The organism is Saccharibacillus sp. O23, assembly GCF_002205895.1.
Classification (GTDB): domain Bacteria; phylum Bacillota; class Bacilli; order Paenibacillales; family Paenibacillaceae; genus Saccharibacillus.
Map to the genome: position 1 here is coordinate 40,758 of NZ_NJDE01000015.1, position 16,400 is coordinate 57,157.

Genomic DNA, 16,400 nt, shown 5'->3' on the forward strand with positions numbered 1-16,400 from the left:
ACGGCCATTTTTGATCGAACACCGCGCCGCTGCGGGCTTTTTGCGAGAAGAGAAGATCATTTGTGACGGTCCGAATCAGAAATGGCCGCTTTGTTACGCAGCGTCCGGATACGGAAAAAGCAGTCTTGCTCAGGAATGACCGAACAGTCACAGGCTCGCAAAAAAAGGCGGCGCAGGCCGGTTACGACGTGCGCTGCTTCGCTTTGTAACTGCTCGGCGCCATGCCTTCGTATTTATGGAAAAATCGATTGAAACTGCGCGCGTTCTCGTAGCCGACTTCGGCCGCGATCTCCGTGATCGTCCGGTCGCCCGAGAGCAGCAGACGCTTCGCTTCTTCGATGCGCAGCTTGTTCAGGTAATCGATCAGGCTGAGGCCGATCGTCTCGTACGCGATCTTGCGCATGTAGGAGTAGCTGATGCCGAGCTCGCTCGCCATCTCTTCGAACACGACTTCCTCGCGGTAATGCTCGCGCAAGTAAGCGACGATCCGTTCGCCGTGCGAAGACGTCTCGCCCGCCGCCGGATTGGCTGCCGCCGAGACCACTTCCGCATAGAATTCGTGGAGGTAAGCTTGCAGATCGCCCAGCGTATCGAGCGAAGAGATCGTCGCATAGACGCTGCCGCGTCCGGCGAGAATACGCGCGGCATGGTTGTCGTTCTCGCGCAGATGTTTGATCGTCACGCCGACCAGTTGGTTGTAGATGAACAGAATATTGTCGTGCGAGATCGACTCGGCCGCCCGGATCTCGCAGGCGATCTTGTCCAACTCCCGGTCGATGTTCGCCAAGTCCTGCGCGTCGAGAAAATTCAGAATCCGCTGCTCGCTGTGGGCGGGATAGATGTATTTGCCGCTGCCGTCTTCTTCTCGCGGGCCGAAGTAGATCCCGCCGCTGCCTTCGATCATGCGCCGTTTGACGGCTTCGGCCGCTTCGGCGGCGAGATCGCGGATCTCGGGCGCGTCGCCCGCTTCCCGGCTGAGGCCGATCGTGACCGTATGCCCGAACACTTCTTCCGCGCGCGTGGCCAGCTGACGCAGCCGAACCGGAACGTCGCCGCGATCGCCGCTTTCCCGTCCGTCGTTGATCACCATCGTGAAGTAACCGTCGCCCTGATACAGAAAATGACTGCTCACCCCTTCGCCGAACAGACCGTCGCAGTATCCGCTCAGCAGATAGCGATGATAACTGCGCGTCTCGGAGTTATGCTTGCTGACGTACTGCCTATACCCGTCGATGGAGATCGCGGCCACGCGGAAATGCGCGTGCGGGAAAATCTCTTCGACGGGACGTGTCGTTTCGCCGCGCAGCAGATGCTGGACCGCCAAGCTCCGCGCGTCCCGATCCCGCTGCTGAAGCAGCGTATGCAGCCTCGATTCTTCGTCTCTCATGCTGAGGAACGCGTCTTCCAGATACGCGAATTCGTTGCGCCGCGGCAGGCGGATACCCGACTCTTCGTTCAACCGGCGTACCAAGAGACGGGCCGGCCGGGACAGCCAAGTCGCCAGCAGCAAAGTCACGAACGCGCCCACGAAGATGATGATCGCCGTCAGCAGCACGAGTCCGCTCTGCCGGGCATGGGTCTGGGTGAGCAGCTCCTGCACGGAAAAGACGCCGACATGCGTCCATCCGAGCAGCTGCGAGTCCGACCACGCATAGAGCATGCGCTGACCGTCCACTTCGCGGAACGCGTATCCTTTGGCGGGAGCGTTCTTCAACAGCTCGCCGTATACCGGGATGTCCGCGATGTTTTTCAGCAGCAGGCTCTTCTCCGGCGTCGAGATCATCGTCCCGTCCGCGTCGATCAAGGCATACCCGGCGCTCGCTTCGTTCGACGAATACATGTATTGGCCGAGCTGGCTCTCGCGGATATTGATCACGATCGTGCCCTTCGTCGTGGTCGACAGGCGGTTCAGCGGCAGCACGTAGGAGACGACGTTCACGCCGGAATCCAGTTTGCGCGGCACCCAGATGCCCGCGATGCCGGATTGGCGTTCCAACGCTTCGTTAATCCAATCGAGATTCTCGTACCGCTCCAACCTCGCGATGCTGCGATCCGTGGAGACCACATAGTCCGAGTCTTGCAGATAGAAAAAGGAAGAATACACGCCGTCCGCCCGATGGTTCAAGTTGGTGAGTTCCCGCATGACGACCATCGCTTGGCTGATCCGTCCGTAATCGCCGCTCAAGTTATCGTAAGTCGGAAAAGGCCGCAGCCGATCGAACGTGCCGATCGCGGACAACCGGACGACGTCCTGCGCCAGATTGTTCAGCGCGTTCTCGTTCAGCCGGCGTCCCGCGACCAGCTCGGCGAGCGACGATTCCGCGATCTGGCGTTCGGAATCGCGCAGGCTCTGCTCGCCGCTGTACCAGGTCAGAATACTGGCCGGGATAACCATGACGATAAACAAGATGAGCGCCAATTGCAGCGTCATCGGTAAACGTTTCATGGGAGATTCCTCCGATCGCGCGATTTGATAAACTTTTATGTTAACGCTTACAAAAGGATTTGCACAAATAACTCCCTTTTATATTAAGGACTTCAAGTAGGTCTGTCCATGAATAATTTCTTTGATGTTGTGGGGTTCGGGCGGTTTGTTGTTAGTTCAAATATGAATTAAATTAAAAGATAAAAATTATAGCAATATTTTTTCATATAAAATTTAATTTATACTTTTTTTGTTATTTTTGTGAATTATATTTACTTGCTTTATTTTTAGTGCTTAGATATATGTAGAAGTTTTCTTATTCTGTATCTTCAAATTAAAAAGGAGGAATACTTTTTATGAAAACCAAAAGTTTAATGTTTATCGGCTTGCTTGTAACTTTCATGTCTTTAGTTGTCAGTCCGACAAGTTATGCACAAACGCAAGAACCACCTAATTATTCTGGAATAGCTTACAACAAAGTCGACTTGACAGAATTAGGTATTTTAGAGAACATAAAAGTCAAGCAATCAGAAAATGGTGTAGCCATTGACTTTATGGTTAATGGAGATACTTATCACCTGCAAGCAACTCAATTCGGAGAAGATGCAGCAGGAATTAAATATGCCACTCAAGCAGACCGTACAGGCAATTCTTTCAATGTGCTTAAATCTGGAACATCATTTACTGGAACTGTAGTGAACAACAAAATTTCTCCCATTAATCAAACAGATAAACAAAATTTAGGATTTGTGATTTCCCAAAATGTTCAAGAAGACAACTTGCAAGAAGCTATACAAGAAGTACAAGCGGATAATGCTACGACACTCCAAGCTTCTAAAGAAAGCATCCTTACTTCCCCTTCTCCTCAATTCAAATCTTCAAGTTCTGGGATAAACCTATTTTCATCTGACATTCATGTTTTAGCTAGCGGCACTACGATTCCTTTTCTTCTTTCTAGCGGTACATCTGAAGGTTGGGTTTTCTCTAGTCACACTACTCAACAGTATTTTCGCGTAAGCAATCTTAGATATAGCATCACGTATAATTGGCCTTCTGACGGTGTATCGTTATGGTATGATTACATGAACAGCACTCAAGCCTATCACTCTCCTGCTTGGCCTTCTGCTGGGTATACGAACGTAGGTGGGTCTTGGGATATAGATGCAACAAAAGGTATGTTTGTCGCAGAAACTTCAGTTACGGCATTGGTCAAAAATATACCTATTGGATATACCGTATATGACACAAAAAGCCTAGGTAATTAAAAATTCAAAGAGTCGTCGTCAACAATATGACGACGACTCTTTTTTTATACAATCCGGTAAATCAAAAAGATTCCGACCAGTAAAAAAACGATACCACCTATTCGATATAGCACTAGAGATATTGAAGATGGTTGTGCATCACCCTCAACTTTCCACCAGTTAGATAATACCCAAGAAGCCCTAGGACTTATCGTCCCCACCAATCCTAACACGACAAAAATTGCGACAAAAAGCCACATCGCCGCACCTCCGTATCGGGTATAGTTGCTCTCTTATCATACGCCTATTCCCGCAGATCCGTCACCCGCAAATTTCGCGAAAAGACCGCGCCGTCGCTGGATAATTTGAACGACGGATAATCGCGGTCGGCTTCCAGCTTCATCACCGGATCGAACTGCTGCTCCTGCTGGCGATCGGTCCATACTTCGAACGTATCCGATTCGACCGGCACGTCCGTTTCCCACGGTTTGTCCGCGATCTGAAGCGTCACCACGCCGTTGCAGCCGCAGTTGATCGTATCGTAGACCAGCCGCAGACTGCCCGGTCGGTCGCCTATTTTTTCTTTGATCTTGCTTTCCGTATAGTCGTCCATCTGAATCCGCATGATGAATCCCTCCTCTGTCTTTATTTTACCCCGTCTGCGCGTTACGGCCGAGTGTCGGCGCGCACTTTCGGCTTTTTCTTCGCGGCGTCAGTTTTCTTTCCGATAAAAAAGCGGAGCATGTCCCGTCGCTTCGCGGAACACCCGTCCGAAATGCGTGACGCTGCCGAAGCCGACTCTTCGCGCGATGACGTTCGCTTTGAGCGACGTGCCGAGCAGCAGCGCGATCGCTTCTTTGACCCGCACGCTGTTCACGTATTCCACGAACGTGAATCCGGTCGCTTCTTTAAAAGAACGGCTGATCGCGTACGGACTGACGTACAGTTTCTCGCCCAACTTTTGCAGCGTCAGTTCTTCCGCGTAATGTTCGTTGATATAGCGCACCACCTCGAAGATCCGTTCGTGCATCGGATTGTGCGCGGGCGGCAGTTCTTCCTCTTCGACCGGCAGCACGCGGCAGCAGGCGATCAGCAGCTGCGTCGTCAGCGACTGCATATACGCTTCGAAGCCGGGCGGTCGCGATCGGATCTCGCGGATCATCTCGCCGGCCAGCGCGTCCACGGCCGAAGAATCATAGGTGCCGGAACGCAGCAGCAGATAATCCCGCTCGTAGAGCGGCCGCAGCACTTCCGCTCGCGTAGCGCCTCCGCCCGGCAGATAGCTCTCGTGCACGTTTACGACGAGGCGTTCGTAATCCGGCGTCTCGGCGTTGGTCGTCCGGTGCAGCACGTTTGGCGGCACCACGACGATGTCTCCTTTTTCGATAATCAGCGTCCGATCCTTAATAAAAAACTTGCGCTGCCCGTCCATCATATAGAAAAATTCGTACGTCATATGAAAATGGCTGGTCGTCATCTGATAGCTCGGCCCGCTGCGATAATGCACCAGAAACATTTCTTTGCCGTCGTCGTGATACAGCTCGTCCATGCGCCCCTCCTTCCTGTCTCCCGCAAACTGCCTCCATTATAGCCGATCACCTCAAGAGCGCAAGATCTAAGAAGAATCGAATCATTTCGGCAAAATATGCACAACTTGTTGTGCTACGCTAAAAGCAAATAATAACGCTTACAACAAATGAATCAGCTATCCAAAATTCGAAAAATGGAGCGATATTCGATGAAATTGTATAAGCAACCCGCAGAACTGAAAACCTTGATCGAACGCGTGGCGGATTACACCCTCGATATGGATCTGACTTGGGACTGGCCGTGCGGCGTCGCTTATTACGGCGTCAGCCGGGCGTACGAAGCGACAGGCGACCGCAAACTTCTGGAGCGCATGATCGCGTGGGTCGACGAATATATCGAAGCGGGCCTGCCGCCGGTCTGGACGGTCAACGCCTGCGCGATGGGCCATATGCTGCTGACGCTGTACGCCGAGACGAAGGAGCCGAAGTATCTGGATCTGATTTTGAGCAAAATCGACTATCTGGAGCGCGACGCGCTGCGTTTCGGCGATCGGGTGCTTCAGCATACCGTATCCGCCAACAACGATTTTCCCGAGCAGGCTTGGGCGGACACGCTGTTCATGGCGGCGTATTTCCTGCTGAGAGCCGGCGTCCTGCTGGACCGCAAAGAGCTGATCCACGACGCGCTGCATCAATATTTCTGGCATATCAATTATCTACAGGACGAAGACAACGGATTATGGTACCACGGCTACAACAACCTCAAGCAGGATCATATGTCCGGCATCCATTGGGCGCGCGCCAACGCGTGGGGAGCGTACACGATGGCCCGCGCCGCGCGCGGACTGCCCGAAGCGTATCTGTATCCGCCGATGATGCATATCTGGAGTTCGCTGCGCGACCAGTTGGCGGCGATCAAGAAGCTGCAAAAAGAAGACGGACTCTGGGGCACGGTGCTCGACGATTCGGACGCATACGGCGAAGTATCGGCCACCGCCGGCATCGCCGCCGCGATGATCGTGCAGAGCAATCCTCTGCACGGCAAATACGTACGCAAAGCGCTGGACGGCGTGATCGCCAATATCACCGACGCTGGCCGCGTGCTGAACGTTTCCGGCGGCACGGCGGTGATGAACGATATCGAAGGTTACTTGGGCATCGACCGCAAATGGGCGCAGGGTTGGGGACAAGGCTTGGCGCTTGCGCTGCTGACCGCGGCGCTGGAAGAAGTGCAGGCGGAAGAGCAGCGTACGGAGCGGGAAGATATGGCGGGTGCGGATCGCGGGGACAAAGACGGCAGCGCTCGCGCGGAGCAGACTTCGGCGGCGGGAGAATCGGCGGAAAATGCGGCTTCGGCGCTTTCGACAGAAGGAGACAACGTCGCAGCCAAACCGTGATCGCACATTTTTAAGCGAAAACGAACAGCCGAAAAACCTCGATTTCCGTTAAATACGGGATCGAGGTTTTTGAGCGTTACGGCTTGGCCTGTCCCGGCACGGCGGCGATTTCCGAATCCGGCTCTACATGCACGTGCACGGTATAGACTTCATGCTCGTCCTGCAGGCGATTTTCCACGATCGTGGAGATATCGTGGGCGGCGTGCAGATTAAGAGTAGGCTGCACGGTAATGATCACGTCCACGACGACGTTGTTTCCGTAATTTCGCGCGCGCAGGTCTTTGACGCCCTGCACGCCGTCCACGCTCCGAATTTCTTCGCGATAGACCTCGATCAGTTCTTCGTCGAAGCCGTCGGTCAGATGATGGGTCGCTTCCCGGAAAATATCCCAAGCGGTTTTGCAGATCAGCACGCCGACCGCCAGCGCCGTCAGCGGGTCCAGCCACGGCATCCCGAACTGCGAAGCCGCGATCCCGATCACCGCGCCGATGCTCACCCAAGCGTCCGAAATATTGTCTTTGGCCGCCGCCATCACCGCTTGGCTGTTGATCTTCGTCGCCAACCGTTTGTTATACCGATAGACCGCGAACATCACGCCCGCGCAGAACAGTCCGGTCCACGCCGCGATCGGGTCCGGCGATTCGCCGCCCGGTTCGAACATCGACCTCGCCGCTTCGAACAAGACCTGCAAGCCGACCGCCATCATAATGAAAGAGGCAACCAGCGAAGCCACCGTTTCCGCTTTCCAATGGCCGTAGCCGTGATCTTTGTCCGGCGGACGCTGCGCCAGACGCAGGCCGATCAGGACGGCGATCGAAGCCACGATGTCCGTCGCGTTGTTCAAACCGTCGGCTTTGAGCGCTTCCGAGCCGGACGTATAGCCGACGATCATCTTGATCGCCGTGAGCAGCAGATAAGCGGCGATACTGACGATCGCGCCCCGTTCGCCCATTTTCAGATTGTTATATTTCAGTTCCTCGACCATTCGATTGGAGCCTCCTGTTTCGCGCATATCCAGATAGACTTGTAGAGGATAGCATCCGAAGATCGAGTGGGTCTAGAGAAACGTTGTAGGCGGCGGGCAAGGTTGTAGCCGACAAGCAAGCTTCTGGAGCGGGTCAAAGATTATTTGGGGCGCCAAACAGTGTGACGAATGGTCAACAGTGTTGGGGCGAGGCAACTGCGAAGCCGCTCGGCGGACCGCCCGGCTGCTCGCGTCGTTTCGCAGGCGTGATTTTAACCGAGAAAGGCTTCGAAGCCATCTCGATCATCTTGCAGCCGCAAATGCTGCGAATATCCATCATTTTTACGGGAAATCGATGGAATCGAGAAAAATGATGCAAATGTCCATCGTTTTCGCCTCTAAAGCCCCAAAACTCAGAAAAACCTTCAAAAATGCTGGATGCTCGCAACATTTTCGCGCGTTATGTGCTCCCTCATCCGAAAATGATGGAATCTCGCAACATTTCCTTCTCTAAAAAAGCTATAAAGACGGCTCGCACAACCGCCGAATCGCCGCCGCGACCGAATCGTGCTCGCCGAGCCTCAGATCCGGCTGGACGCCGCCTTCGGGAATCTTCGTTCCCCGGCGGTCGATCCAGATCGATTTCCACCCGGCCGCCGCGGCCCCGACGATATCGTTGGCGTACGAATCGCCGATGTAATACGTCTTCGCTGGGTCGAGTCCCAGCCCGTCTTCCGCCCGGCGGAAGATGCGGACGTCCGGTTTGGCGAAGCCGACCTCGCCGGAGACGAACACGGCTTCGCGAGGCATCCACGCGTAGAGGCCCAGCCGCTCGACTTTGCCGCGCTGGTGCTCGCCCGCGCCGTTGGTGATCACGCCGATCGTCAAGCCTTGATCGCGGCAGTAATCCAGCGCTTCGCGCATGTCTTCGGTCAGTACGATCTCATGCTGCGCGGCGGCATAATCGCGTTGAAAAGCCTCCGCTTCTTCGCGCGGAATTTCGATGCCCAGCACGCGGAACGCTTCCGTGATGCGATACACATGCATATCTTCCAGCGAGATCTCGCCGCGCTGCTGGCGCTCGAAGATCTCGTCGCTGAACCGGCGGTTATGCCGATACAGGTCCGGCAGAGATACGCGTTCCGCGTAGCGGACGAAATTCCGCTCGAACGCGCTGCGAAAAGGAACGATCTGGTCGTAGACCGTATCGTCGATATCGAAAATAAAGCTGTACATGATGATGGTTCTCCTCCTTGAATCTCGCTTATGACTCTTGTTTATTCCGCGTTATTCCACGATCAATCCCAGAAGCCCGACGAAGACCGAAGCCTGATGAGGCGCGATTCGGCAGCCGGCCAGATCTTCCGGGTTCACGATCAGGGTATCGAATTCGCAGCGGCTCAGGTCGACGCCTTGCAGCTTCACTTCCGACAGATTGATGCCGTCGATCTTGCAGCGCTCCAGTCCGAACTTCTGCACCTCCGCCGCGTACAAATCCGTACCCTCCAGCGAACAATCTTCGAATACGACGGATTTCATTTTGCCGAGACGCAAATTGGCGTAATCCCCGATACAATCGCTCGCGCGCACATGCTGCATCCGGCTGCTGCCGAAGTCCGTTCCGATCAGCTTGCAGCGCCGGAAGACCACGCGGTTCAGAAAACATTCCGTCAAATTAGCGTTCGACAGATCGCAATCTTCGAAGACCACATCCGTGAACTCCGCCTGCCGGAGCGCCGATTCCGACAGCGTTACCTGCTTGAACCAGACGCGGTCGAACGATACTTTTTCATAGTCCAGCCCCAGCAGCTCTGTCGGGCCAACGATGACGTCCCGAATCTCGATACGTGACTCCAGATACAGCTCCGGTTCCGCCATCAGCAATTCTTCGCGCAGTTTGGGGGCCGTTACTTGAACGGTCATGCGAACACGCTCCTTTCTTTCGTTCGATCTTCTTATCTTCTCATATTTAAAGACTGCCGAGAAATGCTCCCGACAGCCTTTATTTCGAACAACTTTTTGAGATGCGTTCGCGTTCAATGCGTAAGAACCTTCAACGAGTCCTTTCGTCTGCCATCCTGGCTAACTCAAAATCCATAATGAAAAGAGTGATACTTTGCAGCGAAGTAAAATCGCGACCAACTTAATCTTATCTTTTTTAACGGGTTTGCTCGTGTTTTACGGGATTACTCGGACGCTGACCCTAAACGCCGTGTGGGCTTGTCTGGCCGCTGTCGGGATTGTCGCTTTAGGCTATTTATCTGTTTATTTGTTCAAAAGAAAACGAAGTCCGTCCGATTGATCGAAAACGGCCCCGTCGCATCAAAGCGACGGAGCCGTTTTTTTCGTGTCCGATCCGATCAACTCGCATCAAATCAACTTATGCCGGTACCATTTGCGCCCCATGAACCGCCAGACGAATACCGCGCCGCGGATCGCCCATTCGCAGTCCATCGCGAGCCAGACGCCGAGGATGCCGAGATCGAACACGATGCCCAGCACGTAACCGAGCACGACGCGGAACAGCCACATCGACAGCATGGAGACCATCGAAGTGAACTTGGCGTCGCCCGCAGCACGCAGCGCGGACGGGATCATGAAGCTAATGGACCAGAGCGGAATCTGCGCGATCGTATTGATCAGCACGATCAGGAAGATGTCGTCCACGATGTCCGAAGGCGGATTGAACAGCCCGATCAACGGATGGAACAGCGGCATAATGATCAAGCCCATCAGCACGTAAGCGAACGAACCGAGCATGACGAACGATCGGGTCAATTTCTTCGCGTCTTTCACGTCGCGGCGGCCCATGCACTGTCCGACGACCGTGATCAGCGTGAGCGACAACGCGTTGGCGGGAATCTGCATGACCCCGGCCAGCGCGCCGCTGATCGCGTTGGTCGCGATCGCGTGCGTGCCCATGCTGACGATAAACACTTGAGTCAAGATCTTGCCGCCGTTGAAAAACATCTGCTCCGCCGCGAACGGCATGCCGATCTTGAAGATCCGTTTGAGCATCCCGAAGCCGACTTCGAAGAAATCCCGGATATGCAAACGCAGTTCGGCGTCGATCTTGAGCAGATAATACACGGCGCAGGCCGCCGCGAGATAACGCGAGATATTGACCGACAGCGTCATCCCGAATACGCCCAGATCCAGCCCGTTGATGAACAGCAGATTGAGCCCGACGTAAGTCAGGTTCATGACCAGCGACAGCGCGAGCGATGCCCGCGTCCGCCCGATGCCCCGCAGCGCGCCGCAGACCGCTTCGACGAAAGCCAGTCCCATATAAGAGATGCCGCTGCCGATCGTGTACGTCCGGGCCAGCCGCATGACTTCCGGCTCCGCCGTTCCGAACAGCAGATTCAGCAGCGGATTATGGAAGATAATCAAGATCAAGCCGACGAGCAGAGCCAGCAGCGAGACCGTCGAAGCCGCGCCCGCCGTCGATTTGGAGACCATCTCCGGGTTCTTGCTGCCTTTATACTGCGCCACCACCACGGTGCCGCCCGTCGCCACCGCGACGAAGATGCTTAATAAGAAGATATTCAGCGAGTCCACCATATTGACCGCGCTGACCGCGTCCACCCCCGCCGAACTGATCATCGCCGTGTTGACCAAGTTCAGGCCGACGATAAATACCTGATCGACGAGCAGAGGAATAAACAATCCGATAATTTGTTTGTAATCGATCGAGCGCCCCGAGAGGTATTTGTCCAGCAGGCCGCTCCGTCTGTCCATGCGTAAGTCCGTTTCCGCCATATCCGACCCTTCTTCGTTTCTAAATTTTGAAATTCTCGACACAAAAACAAAAACGCTCTTCCAGCACCCGCAGGGCTGAAGAGCGTAGCTGACTATCGTAAAATGGAGCGATTCGTTCGGTGCTTAGGACCCCTCAGGTCCCGCTGCCGGACTGTGTTGCAAGGTTCCGTCAGTTTCGCCACGTCTGCCAATATAACACGGCTGAGCGGAAAGGACAAGGCTCGATCATACCGCCGCGATCCGCCTAATTTGAAGCGAATTTACACAGCAATCACGAAAAAGGAGACTGCTCGATTCCTTCGAGATTCAAGTAGACACTTCCGCGTTCGCTCGACTCATAGTTCCAATAAAGCTTCCCGTTGATCTCCAAAAGGAAGATATTTTCTTTTGAGATCTGCGTTAAAGGCTTCTCGTTCTGACCCAATTGTTCGACGATTTCTTCATACGTTTTGGGCAGAGCGATCAATTCCGGCTTTTCTTGATCGCGGAAGATCATAGCGCTTTGTTTGCCTTCCGAATCCTCGACGATCGCGATAAACGGACTGCGATAATAAGGTTTGGCCGCGATGACTCGAAGCCCTAGAGCCGAAACCTCCGATTGATAGCCGTCCGGCACGTACAAAGTATCTCCGGTCACCGCTTCGTGGGATTGATCGCAGGCTGCCGTCAACAAAAGGATAAGCAGAATCCAAGCCCTCTTTTTACCGCGCATGCAGATCCCCTCCGATCTCTTATACTCCATAAACGAGATCGCGGCTCTTTCGTTGCAAAACTCGTTTAACTCGGCTGCACCATAGGAATCTCCTGCCCGCTCTCTTCGCGCTGCGCCAGTTTGCGGCGGAACGGAATGTAGAGGATCAGTCCGAGCACGCAGGTGATCACTTCCGTCACCGTCATCGACCAGATGACGCCGTGCAGACCGAACATCGCATGCAGCACGATGATCGTCGGGATGTAGAGCACGCCCTGCGTCACGGACAAGACCATCGTCGGCATGCCTTCGCCGGCGGCTTGGAACAGCGTCAGGAACAGTCCGGTGAATCCGTTGAACAGCGCCGAGACGAGCATCGCCCCGAGAATGTAAGTGCCCGCTTCCAGCACGGCCGGATCGTTCGAGAACAGACGCATGACCGGATCGCGCAGCACGTAGACCAGACCGACGAAGACGAAGGACACCGCGCCGATCACGCCGACCGAAGCGTTGAATCCGGCTTTGAAACGCGGGATGTTCGGACGGGCATAGTTGAAAGCGAAGAACGGAATCATGCCGATGAACAAGCCCATCGCGAGGAATTCCGGAATCTGCACGATGCGAAGTCCGATCCCCGCGCCTGCCAGCACGTTCGAGCCGTATTCGATCATGTAATGGTTGAACAGCAGCGTCGTCACGATCATGAAAGCCGACTTGAACAGCTCCGAGACGCCGATTTTATACACTTCCCACTGATCGCGAAGCGACAAACGGATGTAGCGGACGAAGCCGCGAAGATGTTCGCTTTTTTTCTGTAAAAAGTAAACGTAATAAAGCGCAGAGCCCGCATTCGCCAGAATCATCGCCAGCGCGGCGCCCATGACGTGCATATCCAAGCCGAGAATGAGCAGCGGATCGAGAATCAAGCTTAGCCCCGTGCTGATAAAAATCCCGTACATCGACTGTTTCGAAGCGCCTTCCGAACGGACGAGCTGTTCCAGCGCGAAGTTCATCACGACCGTGAATCCGCCGCCGATCAGCGTCATCGCGTAGATCTTCGTATAATCGTGCGTCGAAGCGTCGGCCCCGAGCGAATTGACCAGCGGGACGATAAACAAGAACGAGACGAGCGCGATCAACAGCCCCGCGATCAAGCTGCCGTAGAACGCGTAACCGGCGACTTTCTTCCCGTGTTCCGGCGTTCCCCCGCCGACGAGCCGAGTGATGAACGTGCCCGCGCCGACTCCGAATACGTTGCCCGCCGCCATCAGAACGGTGAAGATCGGCAGGCCGAGCGTGATCGCCGACATCATCGCCGTATTGTGCAGCAGCCCGATAAAATACGCGTTGACGACGTTATAGACCGTGCCGACCGACATGCCGAGCATCATCGGGATCGACAGATGCGCGACGGCGCGGCTCAGGGGTGCTTTTTCCAGATAATATTGGTTCGATTCCGGTTCCTGCGGTTGCTGGTTATCCCGCTTTTCTTCCGAAGTTTTCATGCGAATACCCTCCATTTTATATGATCACTTGCACAACTGTTCATGTATAGGATTGAGCGGGGGAGCGGCCGGCAGCGGACGAATATCTGCTCAGGCCCCGCCGTCGGACGATCTTCGCGATCGAATCGGCGTGCCGCTCCACGCGTATTTTTTTGATGCAGTCCGATTCAGAAATTATCCCGAACCTTCTCCAGCAGTCGGCGCAGCGTCTCCGCCTCTTCGTCCGTCATGCCTGCCGTGATCTGCCGCTCCGTGTCGAAAAAGATCCGGTCGAACTCCGACATCAGCGCTTCGGCTTTGTCCGTGACGTAGACCATCTTCTTGCGTTCGTTGCCTTCCGGGACGATCCGCTTGACGTAGCCTTTCTTCTCCAGACCTTGAAGCATGCTCGTGATGCTCGCGTTCGTGCGGTCGAAGCGCTTGGCGAGATCGTTCTGGATGATGCCCTGCTCTTGGAACATGTGAATGTAGCGGAGCATCTGCCCCTGCTGCGCGCTCAGTCCCAGCTCGGCCAACCGGCCGTCGCCCGCGGGCCGCATGCGGATCGCGATCTCGCGCAGCAAGCTGGAGAACGGAGCATCGATCCGCCGCCGGTCGCCCGCTTCCGCGAACTTCGCTTCTTCGCCGCCGTCCATATGATCGTTCATGATTCGTCTCCCCTTCTCTCGACGTCCGAATCCGGAATTCGACGCCTGCAATAGTTAATGATTGAACTGTTAGAGTTCTAACTATGCATTTAATATAATTGTTAGAGTTCTAACTGTCAACACCCTAATTGTTTTTGGAGAAAATAATGACGGCGGACAAAAGACGGTTCGGAGGCACGAAGAGTCAGGCCTCGCGCTGTACCCGCTTCGCGGCCGCGCTTACGATCGGCGCAGAGCCGGATTCGCCGTTCGGAAAGCGGCGAATCGCGCCGGATTTCGGCGGGCGGTGGCGGCGGGGTAGACGGCGACGGGCGGAGCGGTCGGCGTAATAGGGCGGAGGCGGGATGTCGCGCCGCTGCCATCCAAACACGACAAAAAGCCTCTTCGCCGATCAGCGGCGAGGAAGCTTGAGCCCGCGAAGCGGGCGCGTTTGGGCGCGTTAGGGTTCCGCGACTTCGTCCGCGGCGCCGGGCGGCGCCCCGATGCGGCCCAACTTGTCGTCGGCCAGCATCAAATACAGATCGCGGACGCGCGGCCCGTCCGGGCCTTCTTCCGCCAGCAGGCACAGCACGGCGCGTACCTCGCCGTCCTGCCGGAACACGAGCTGCAGCTCCCCGTTGACCGGCTCGGCCGAAGCCTGCCATTCGCGGAGCTGCGCATACAGGCGGCGCGACGTCAGCAGCGCCAGCACCCCTTTCCGGCCGATCATCGGCCGGACGACCGTCCGCAGTTCGCGGCCGCCGCCGTCGGCGGAGAACACCGGCTGCTCGGCGAGCAGCTCCAACATGGCGCCGACGTCGTAGGCGTCGAACGCGGCGGCGAAACGCCGCAGCAGCCCGGCGCGTGCCTCGCCGCGCCGACCGGCCGCGCGCGGCGTATTCCCGCTCGCGGCCGGTTCCGCTTGCAGCGAGCGCTTGACCCGGCTGTAGATCTGCCGGCAGCCGGCTTCGCTCTTCCCGGTCATCTCCGCGATGGCCGCGTAATCGTAACCGAACGCTTCGCGCAGCACGAAGACGGCGCGTTCGCCCGGCGACAGCCGTTCGAGCAGCACCAGATACGCGTAGCTCAGCATGTCGCGCCGCTCCGCGACGGCTTCCGGATCGTCGTCTTCGCCGCTGATCGGCTCCGGCAGCCATTCGCCGATATACGTCTCGCGGCGGCTGCGCGCCGAGTTGAGCAGGTTCAGGCAGGCGTTGGTGACCATGCGGGCCAGATACGCTTGGATACGGTCGATGCCCTGCGGTCCGCGCCTGCCCAGTTCCGCGAAGCAGTCCTGCACGGCGTCCTCCGCTTCTTCCGCCGAACCGAGCATCCGGTAAGCGATCGCGAACGCGTATCGTTTATACTGCGCGTACCATTCTTCGAGCTGCTCCCTGTCGCGATCTTCCCGCTCCGCCGAAGCGTCCGCGTTCCGGCTCGTCTCCATAGCCGATCTCCCCTTCCTTTTCGTGGATCGAGACGGATTCGTCAAAAAAGACAGTCCGCGCTCGCCTCTTTTTTCTCGCTAACGGAACACAGATTCCTTAGAGCTCGTTTTTGTCTTCTTTTTGAGCGCTAACGGATCGCATGTCTCTTAGGCGTTCAAAAGCGGCCGAAAATCGCAAAAAATCGCTGTTTTTCTCGTCTAAGCGTCATCTCGTTCCGTTAGAAAATTCGATGACATCGAAAATTCGTTCTAAGCGTCTCTCAGTTCCGTTAGAGACCGAAAAGATCGAACGACTATAATCAGCAGCTTAAACGTCCTTCCCTCGATTAGGTTCCGCCTGCACGCATACAAGCAGACATTTCCCCTCTGACCTATAAACAATATAGAACCGTCCAACGTGACAAAAAAAGCATAAAATCCGAAAAAGCGAAAAAAGACCCGAACTTCTGATCTAGTCAGAAATTCGGGCCTTAGTCACAAAATAAGGATGCGGTCGAGAGGACTCGAACCTCCACGGGGGTTAGCCCACACGGACCTGAACCGTGCGCGTCTGCCAATTCCGCCACGACCGCATATCTTGATGTTCGCGATTACCTCGCGAGCACAAGAAATAATATACCATGCTCTCGGCGATATGGCAAGCATTATTTCGATTTTTTTATTATACGCAAAAAAAGAGGCCGCTATTCGTCCCTTTGATCGGAGACGAACAGCGAACCTGCTTATAGCTTGAGCATGAATCGCAACGACGGATTCCCCGCCAGCTTCCGATCCGAGCCTTGCGAACTTAGCGCATGCCGGAAGCGTTCA

At 55.5% G+C, this 16,400-nt stretch carries 14 protein-coding genes and 1 tRNA gene; 2 read left to right on the forward strand and 13 right to left on the reverse strand.

Annotated elements, in window-relative coordinates; genetic code table 11:
* Positions 1-181 precede the first annotated feature (181 nt).
* A complete protein-coding gene (locus CDO73_RS18105; protein WP_088489943.1) occupies positions 182-2,446 on the reverse strand; it encodes an AraC family transcriptional regulator in 2,265 nt (754 codons plus the stop codon).
* A 335-nt stretch (positions 2,447-2,781) separates the two neighbouring features.
* On the opposite strand from CDO73_RS18105, the gene CDO73_RS26520 reads away from it, so the two are divergent.
* Positions 2,782-3,690, forward strand: coding sequence for a hypothetical protein (locus tag CDO73_RS26520; RefSeq protein WP_143536153.1), 909 nt, complete (start codon positions 2,782-2,784; stop codon positions 3,688-3,690).
* Positions 3,691-3,734: 44 nt separating this feature from the next.
* On the opposite strand, the gene CDO73_RS27485 is transcribed toward CDO73_RS26520, so the two are convergent.
* From CDO73_RS27485 to CDO73_RS18115, 3 genes are all read right to left on the reverse strand, one after another.
* Complete coding sequence (locus tag CDO73_RS27485; protein WP_373446987.1) at positions 3,735-3,929, reverse strand: DUF6199 family natural product biosynthesis protein; 195 nt, start codon at positions 3,927-3,929, stop codon at positions 3,735-3,737.
* 44 nt (positions 3,930-3,973) lie between these two features.
* Positions 3,974-4,294 (reverse strand): iron-sulfur cluster biosynthesis family protein, encoded by a 321-nt coding sequence (locus tag CDO73_RS18110; protein ID WP_088489944.1) that lies wholly within the window; start codon positions 4,292-4,294, stop codon positions 3,974-3,976.
* An 87-nt stretch (positions 4,295-4,381) separates the two neighbouring features.
* Positions 4,382-5,218, reverse strand: coding sequence for an AraC family transcriptional regulator (locus CDO73_RS18115; RefSeq protein WP_088489945.1), 837 nt, complete (start codon positions 5,216-5,218; stop codon positions 4,382-4,384).
* A 189-nt stretch (positions 5,219-5,407) separates the two neighbouring features.
* Here CDO73_RS18115 and CDO73_RS18120 point away from each other — a divergent pair, with 189 nt between their 5' ends.
* The gene (locus tag CDO73_RS18120; protein WP_088489946.1) at positions 5,408-6,595 is read left to right on the forward strand and encodes a glycoside hydrolase family 88/105 protein; all 1,188 of its coding nucleotides are present in this window, start codon (positions 5,408-5,410) and stop codon (positions 6,593-6,595) included.
* 76 nt (positions 6,596-6,671) lie between these two features.
* Here the strand turns inward: CDO73_RS18120 and CDO73_RS18125 are convergent, their stop codons facing one another.
* From CDO73_RS18125 to CDO73_RS18170, 9 genes are all read right to left on the reverse strand, one after another.
* Positions 6,672-7,580: a cation diffusion facilitator family transporter gene (locus CDO73_RS18125; RefSeq protein WP_088489947.1), complete on the reverse strand. Its 909-nt coding sequence runs from the start codon at positions 7,578-7,580 to the stop codon at positions 6,672-6,674.
* A 498-nt stretch (positions 7,581-8,078) separates the two neighbouring features.
* Positions 8,079-8,795 (reverse strand): HAD family hydrolase, encoded by a 717-nt coding sequence (locus tag CDO73_RS18130; protein ID WP_088489948.1) that lies wholly within the window; start codon positions 8,793-8,795, stop codon positions 8,079-8,081.
* A gap of 51 nt (positions 8,796-8,846) precedes the next feature.
* Complete coding sequence (locus CDO73_RS18135) at positions 8,847-9,482, reverse strand: pentapeptide repeat-containing protein (RefSeq protein WP_088489949.1); 636 nt, start codon at positions 9,480-9,482, stop codon at positions 8,847-8,849.
* 447 nt (positions 9,483-9,929) lie between these two features.
* On the reverse strand, positions 9,930-11,321 hold the full coding sequence (locus tag CDO73_RS18140) for an MATE family efflux transporter (RefSeq protein WP_088489950.1): 1,392 nt from the start codon (positions 11,319-11,321) through the stop codon (positions 9,930-9,932).
* Positions 11,322-11,592: 271 nt separating this feature from the next.
* Positions 11,593-12,033: a hypothetical protein gene (locus CDO73_RS18145; protein WP_088489951.1), complete on the reverse strand. Its 441-nt coding sequence runs from the start codon at positions 12,031-12,033 to the stop codon at positions 11,593-11,595.
* Positions 12,034-12,098: 65 nt separating this feature from the next.
* Positions 12,099-13,517, reverse strand: coding sequence for an MATE family efflux transporter (locus CDO73_RS18150; RefSeq protein WP_088489952.1), 1,419 nt, complete (start codon positions 13,515-13,517; stop codon positions 12,099-12,101).
* Between the two features lie 167 nt (positions 13,518-13,684).
* A complete protein-coding gene (locus CDO73_RS18155) occupies positions 13,685-14,164 on the reverse strand; it encodes a MarR family winged helix-turn-helix transcriptional regulator (RefSeq protein WP_256972753.1) in 480 nt (159 codons plus the stop codon).
* A 439-nt stretch (positions 14,165-14,603) separates the two neighbouring features.
* On the reverse strand, positions 14,604-15,590 hold the full coding sequence (locus CDO73_RS18165) for a sigma-70 family RNA polymerase sigma factor (RefSeq protein WP_088489954.1): 987 nt from the start codon (positions 15,588-15,590) through the stop codon (positions 14,604-14,606).
* A 488-nt stretch (positions 15,591-16,078) separates the two neighbouring features.
* Positions 16,079-16,162 (reverse strand) — tRNA-Leu (locus CDO73_RS18170).
* Between the last annotated feature and the right edge of the window lie 238 nt (positions 16,163-16,400).

Excerpts from the sequence above, each read along its gene's own strand:
- CDO73_RS18105 (WP_088489943.1), bottom strand. The coding sequence starts at position 2,446 with ATGAAACGTTTACCGATGACGCTGCAATTGGCGCTCATCTTGTTTATC.
- CDO73_RS26520 (WP_143536153.1), top strand. The coding sequence starts at position 2,782 with ATGAAAACCAAAAGTTTAATGTTTATCGGCTTGCTTGTAACTTTCATG.
- CDO73_RS27485 (WP_373446987.1), bottom strand. The coding sequence starts at position 3,929 with ATGTGGCTTTTTGTCGCAATTTTTGTCGTGTTAGGATTGGTGGGGACG.
- CDO73_RS18110 (WP_088489944.1), bottom strand. The coding sequence starts at position 4,294 with ATGCGGATTCAGATGGACGACTATACGGAAAGCAAGATCAAAGAAAAA.
- CDO73_RS18115 (WP_088489945.1), bottom strand. The coding sequence starts at position 5,218 with ATGGACGAGCTGTATCACGACGACGGCAAAGAAATGTTTCTGGTGCAT.
- CDO73_RS18120 (WP_088489946.1), top strand. The coding sequence starts at position 5,408 with ATGAAATTGTATAAGCAACCCGCAGAACTGAAAACCTTGATCGAACGC.
- CDO73_RS18125 (WP_088489947.1), bottom strand. The coding sequence starts at position 7,580 with ATGGTCGAGGAACTGAAATATAACAATCTGAAAATGGGCGAACGGGGC.
- CDO73_RS18130 (WP_088489948.1), bottom strand. The coding sequence starts at position 8,795 with ATGTACAGCTTTATTTTCGATATCGACGATACGGTCTACGACCAGATC.
- CDO73_RS18135 (WP_088489949.1), bottom strand. The coding sequence starts at position 9,482 with ATGACCGTTCAAGTAACGGCCCCCAAACTGCGCGAAGAATTGCTGATG.
- CDO73_RS18140 (WP_088489950.1), bottom strand. The coding sequence starts at position 11,321 with ATGGCGGAAACGGACTTACGCATGGACAGACGGAGCGGCCTGCTGGAC.
- CDO73_RS18145 (WP_088489951.1), bottom strand. The coding sequence starts at position 12,033 with ATGCGCGGTAAAAAGAGGGCTTGGATTCTGCTTATCCTTTTGTTGACG.
- CDO73_RS18150 (WP_088489952.1), bottom strand. The coding sequence starts at position 13,517 with ATGAAAACTTCGGAAGAAAAGCGGGATAACCAGCAACCGCAGGAACCG.
- CDO73_RS18155 (WP_256972753.1), bottom strand. The coding sequence starts at position 14,164 with ATGAACGATCATATGGACGGCGGCGAAGAAGCGAAGTTCGCGGAAGCG.
- CDO73_RS18165 (WP_088489954.1), bottom strand. The coding sequence starts at position 15,590 with ATGGAGACGAGCCGGAACGCGGACGCTTCGGCGGAGCGGGAAGATCGC.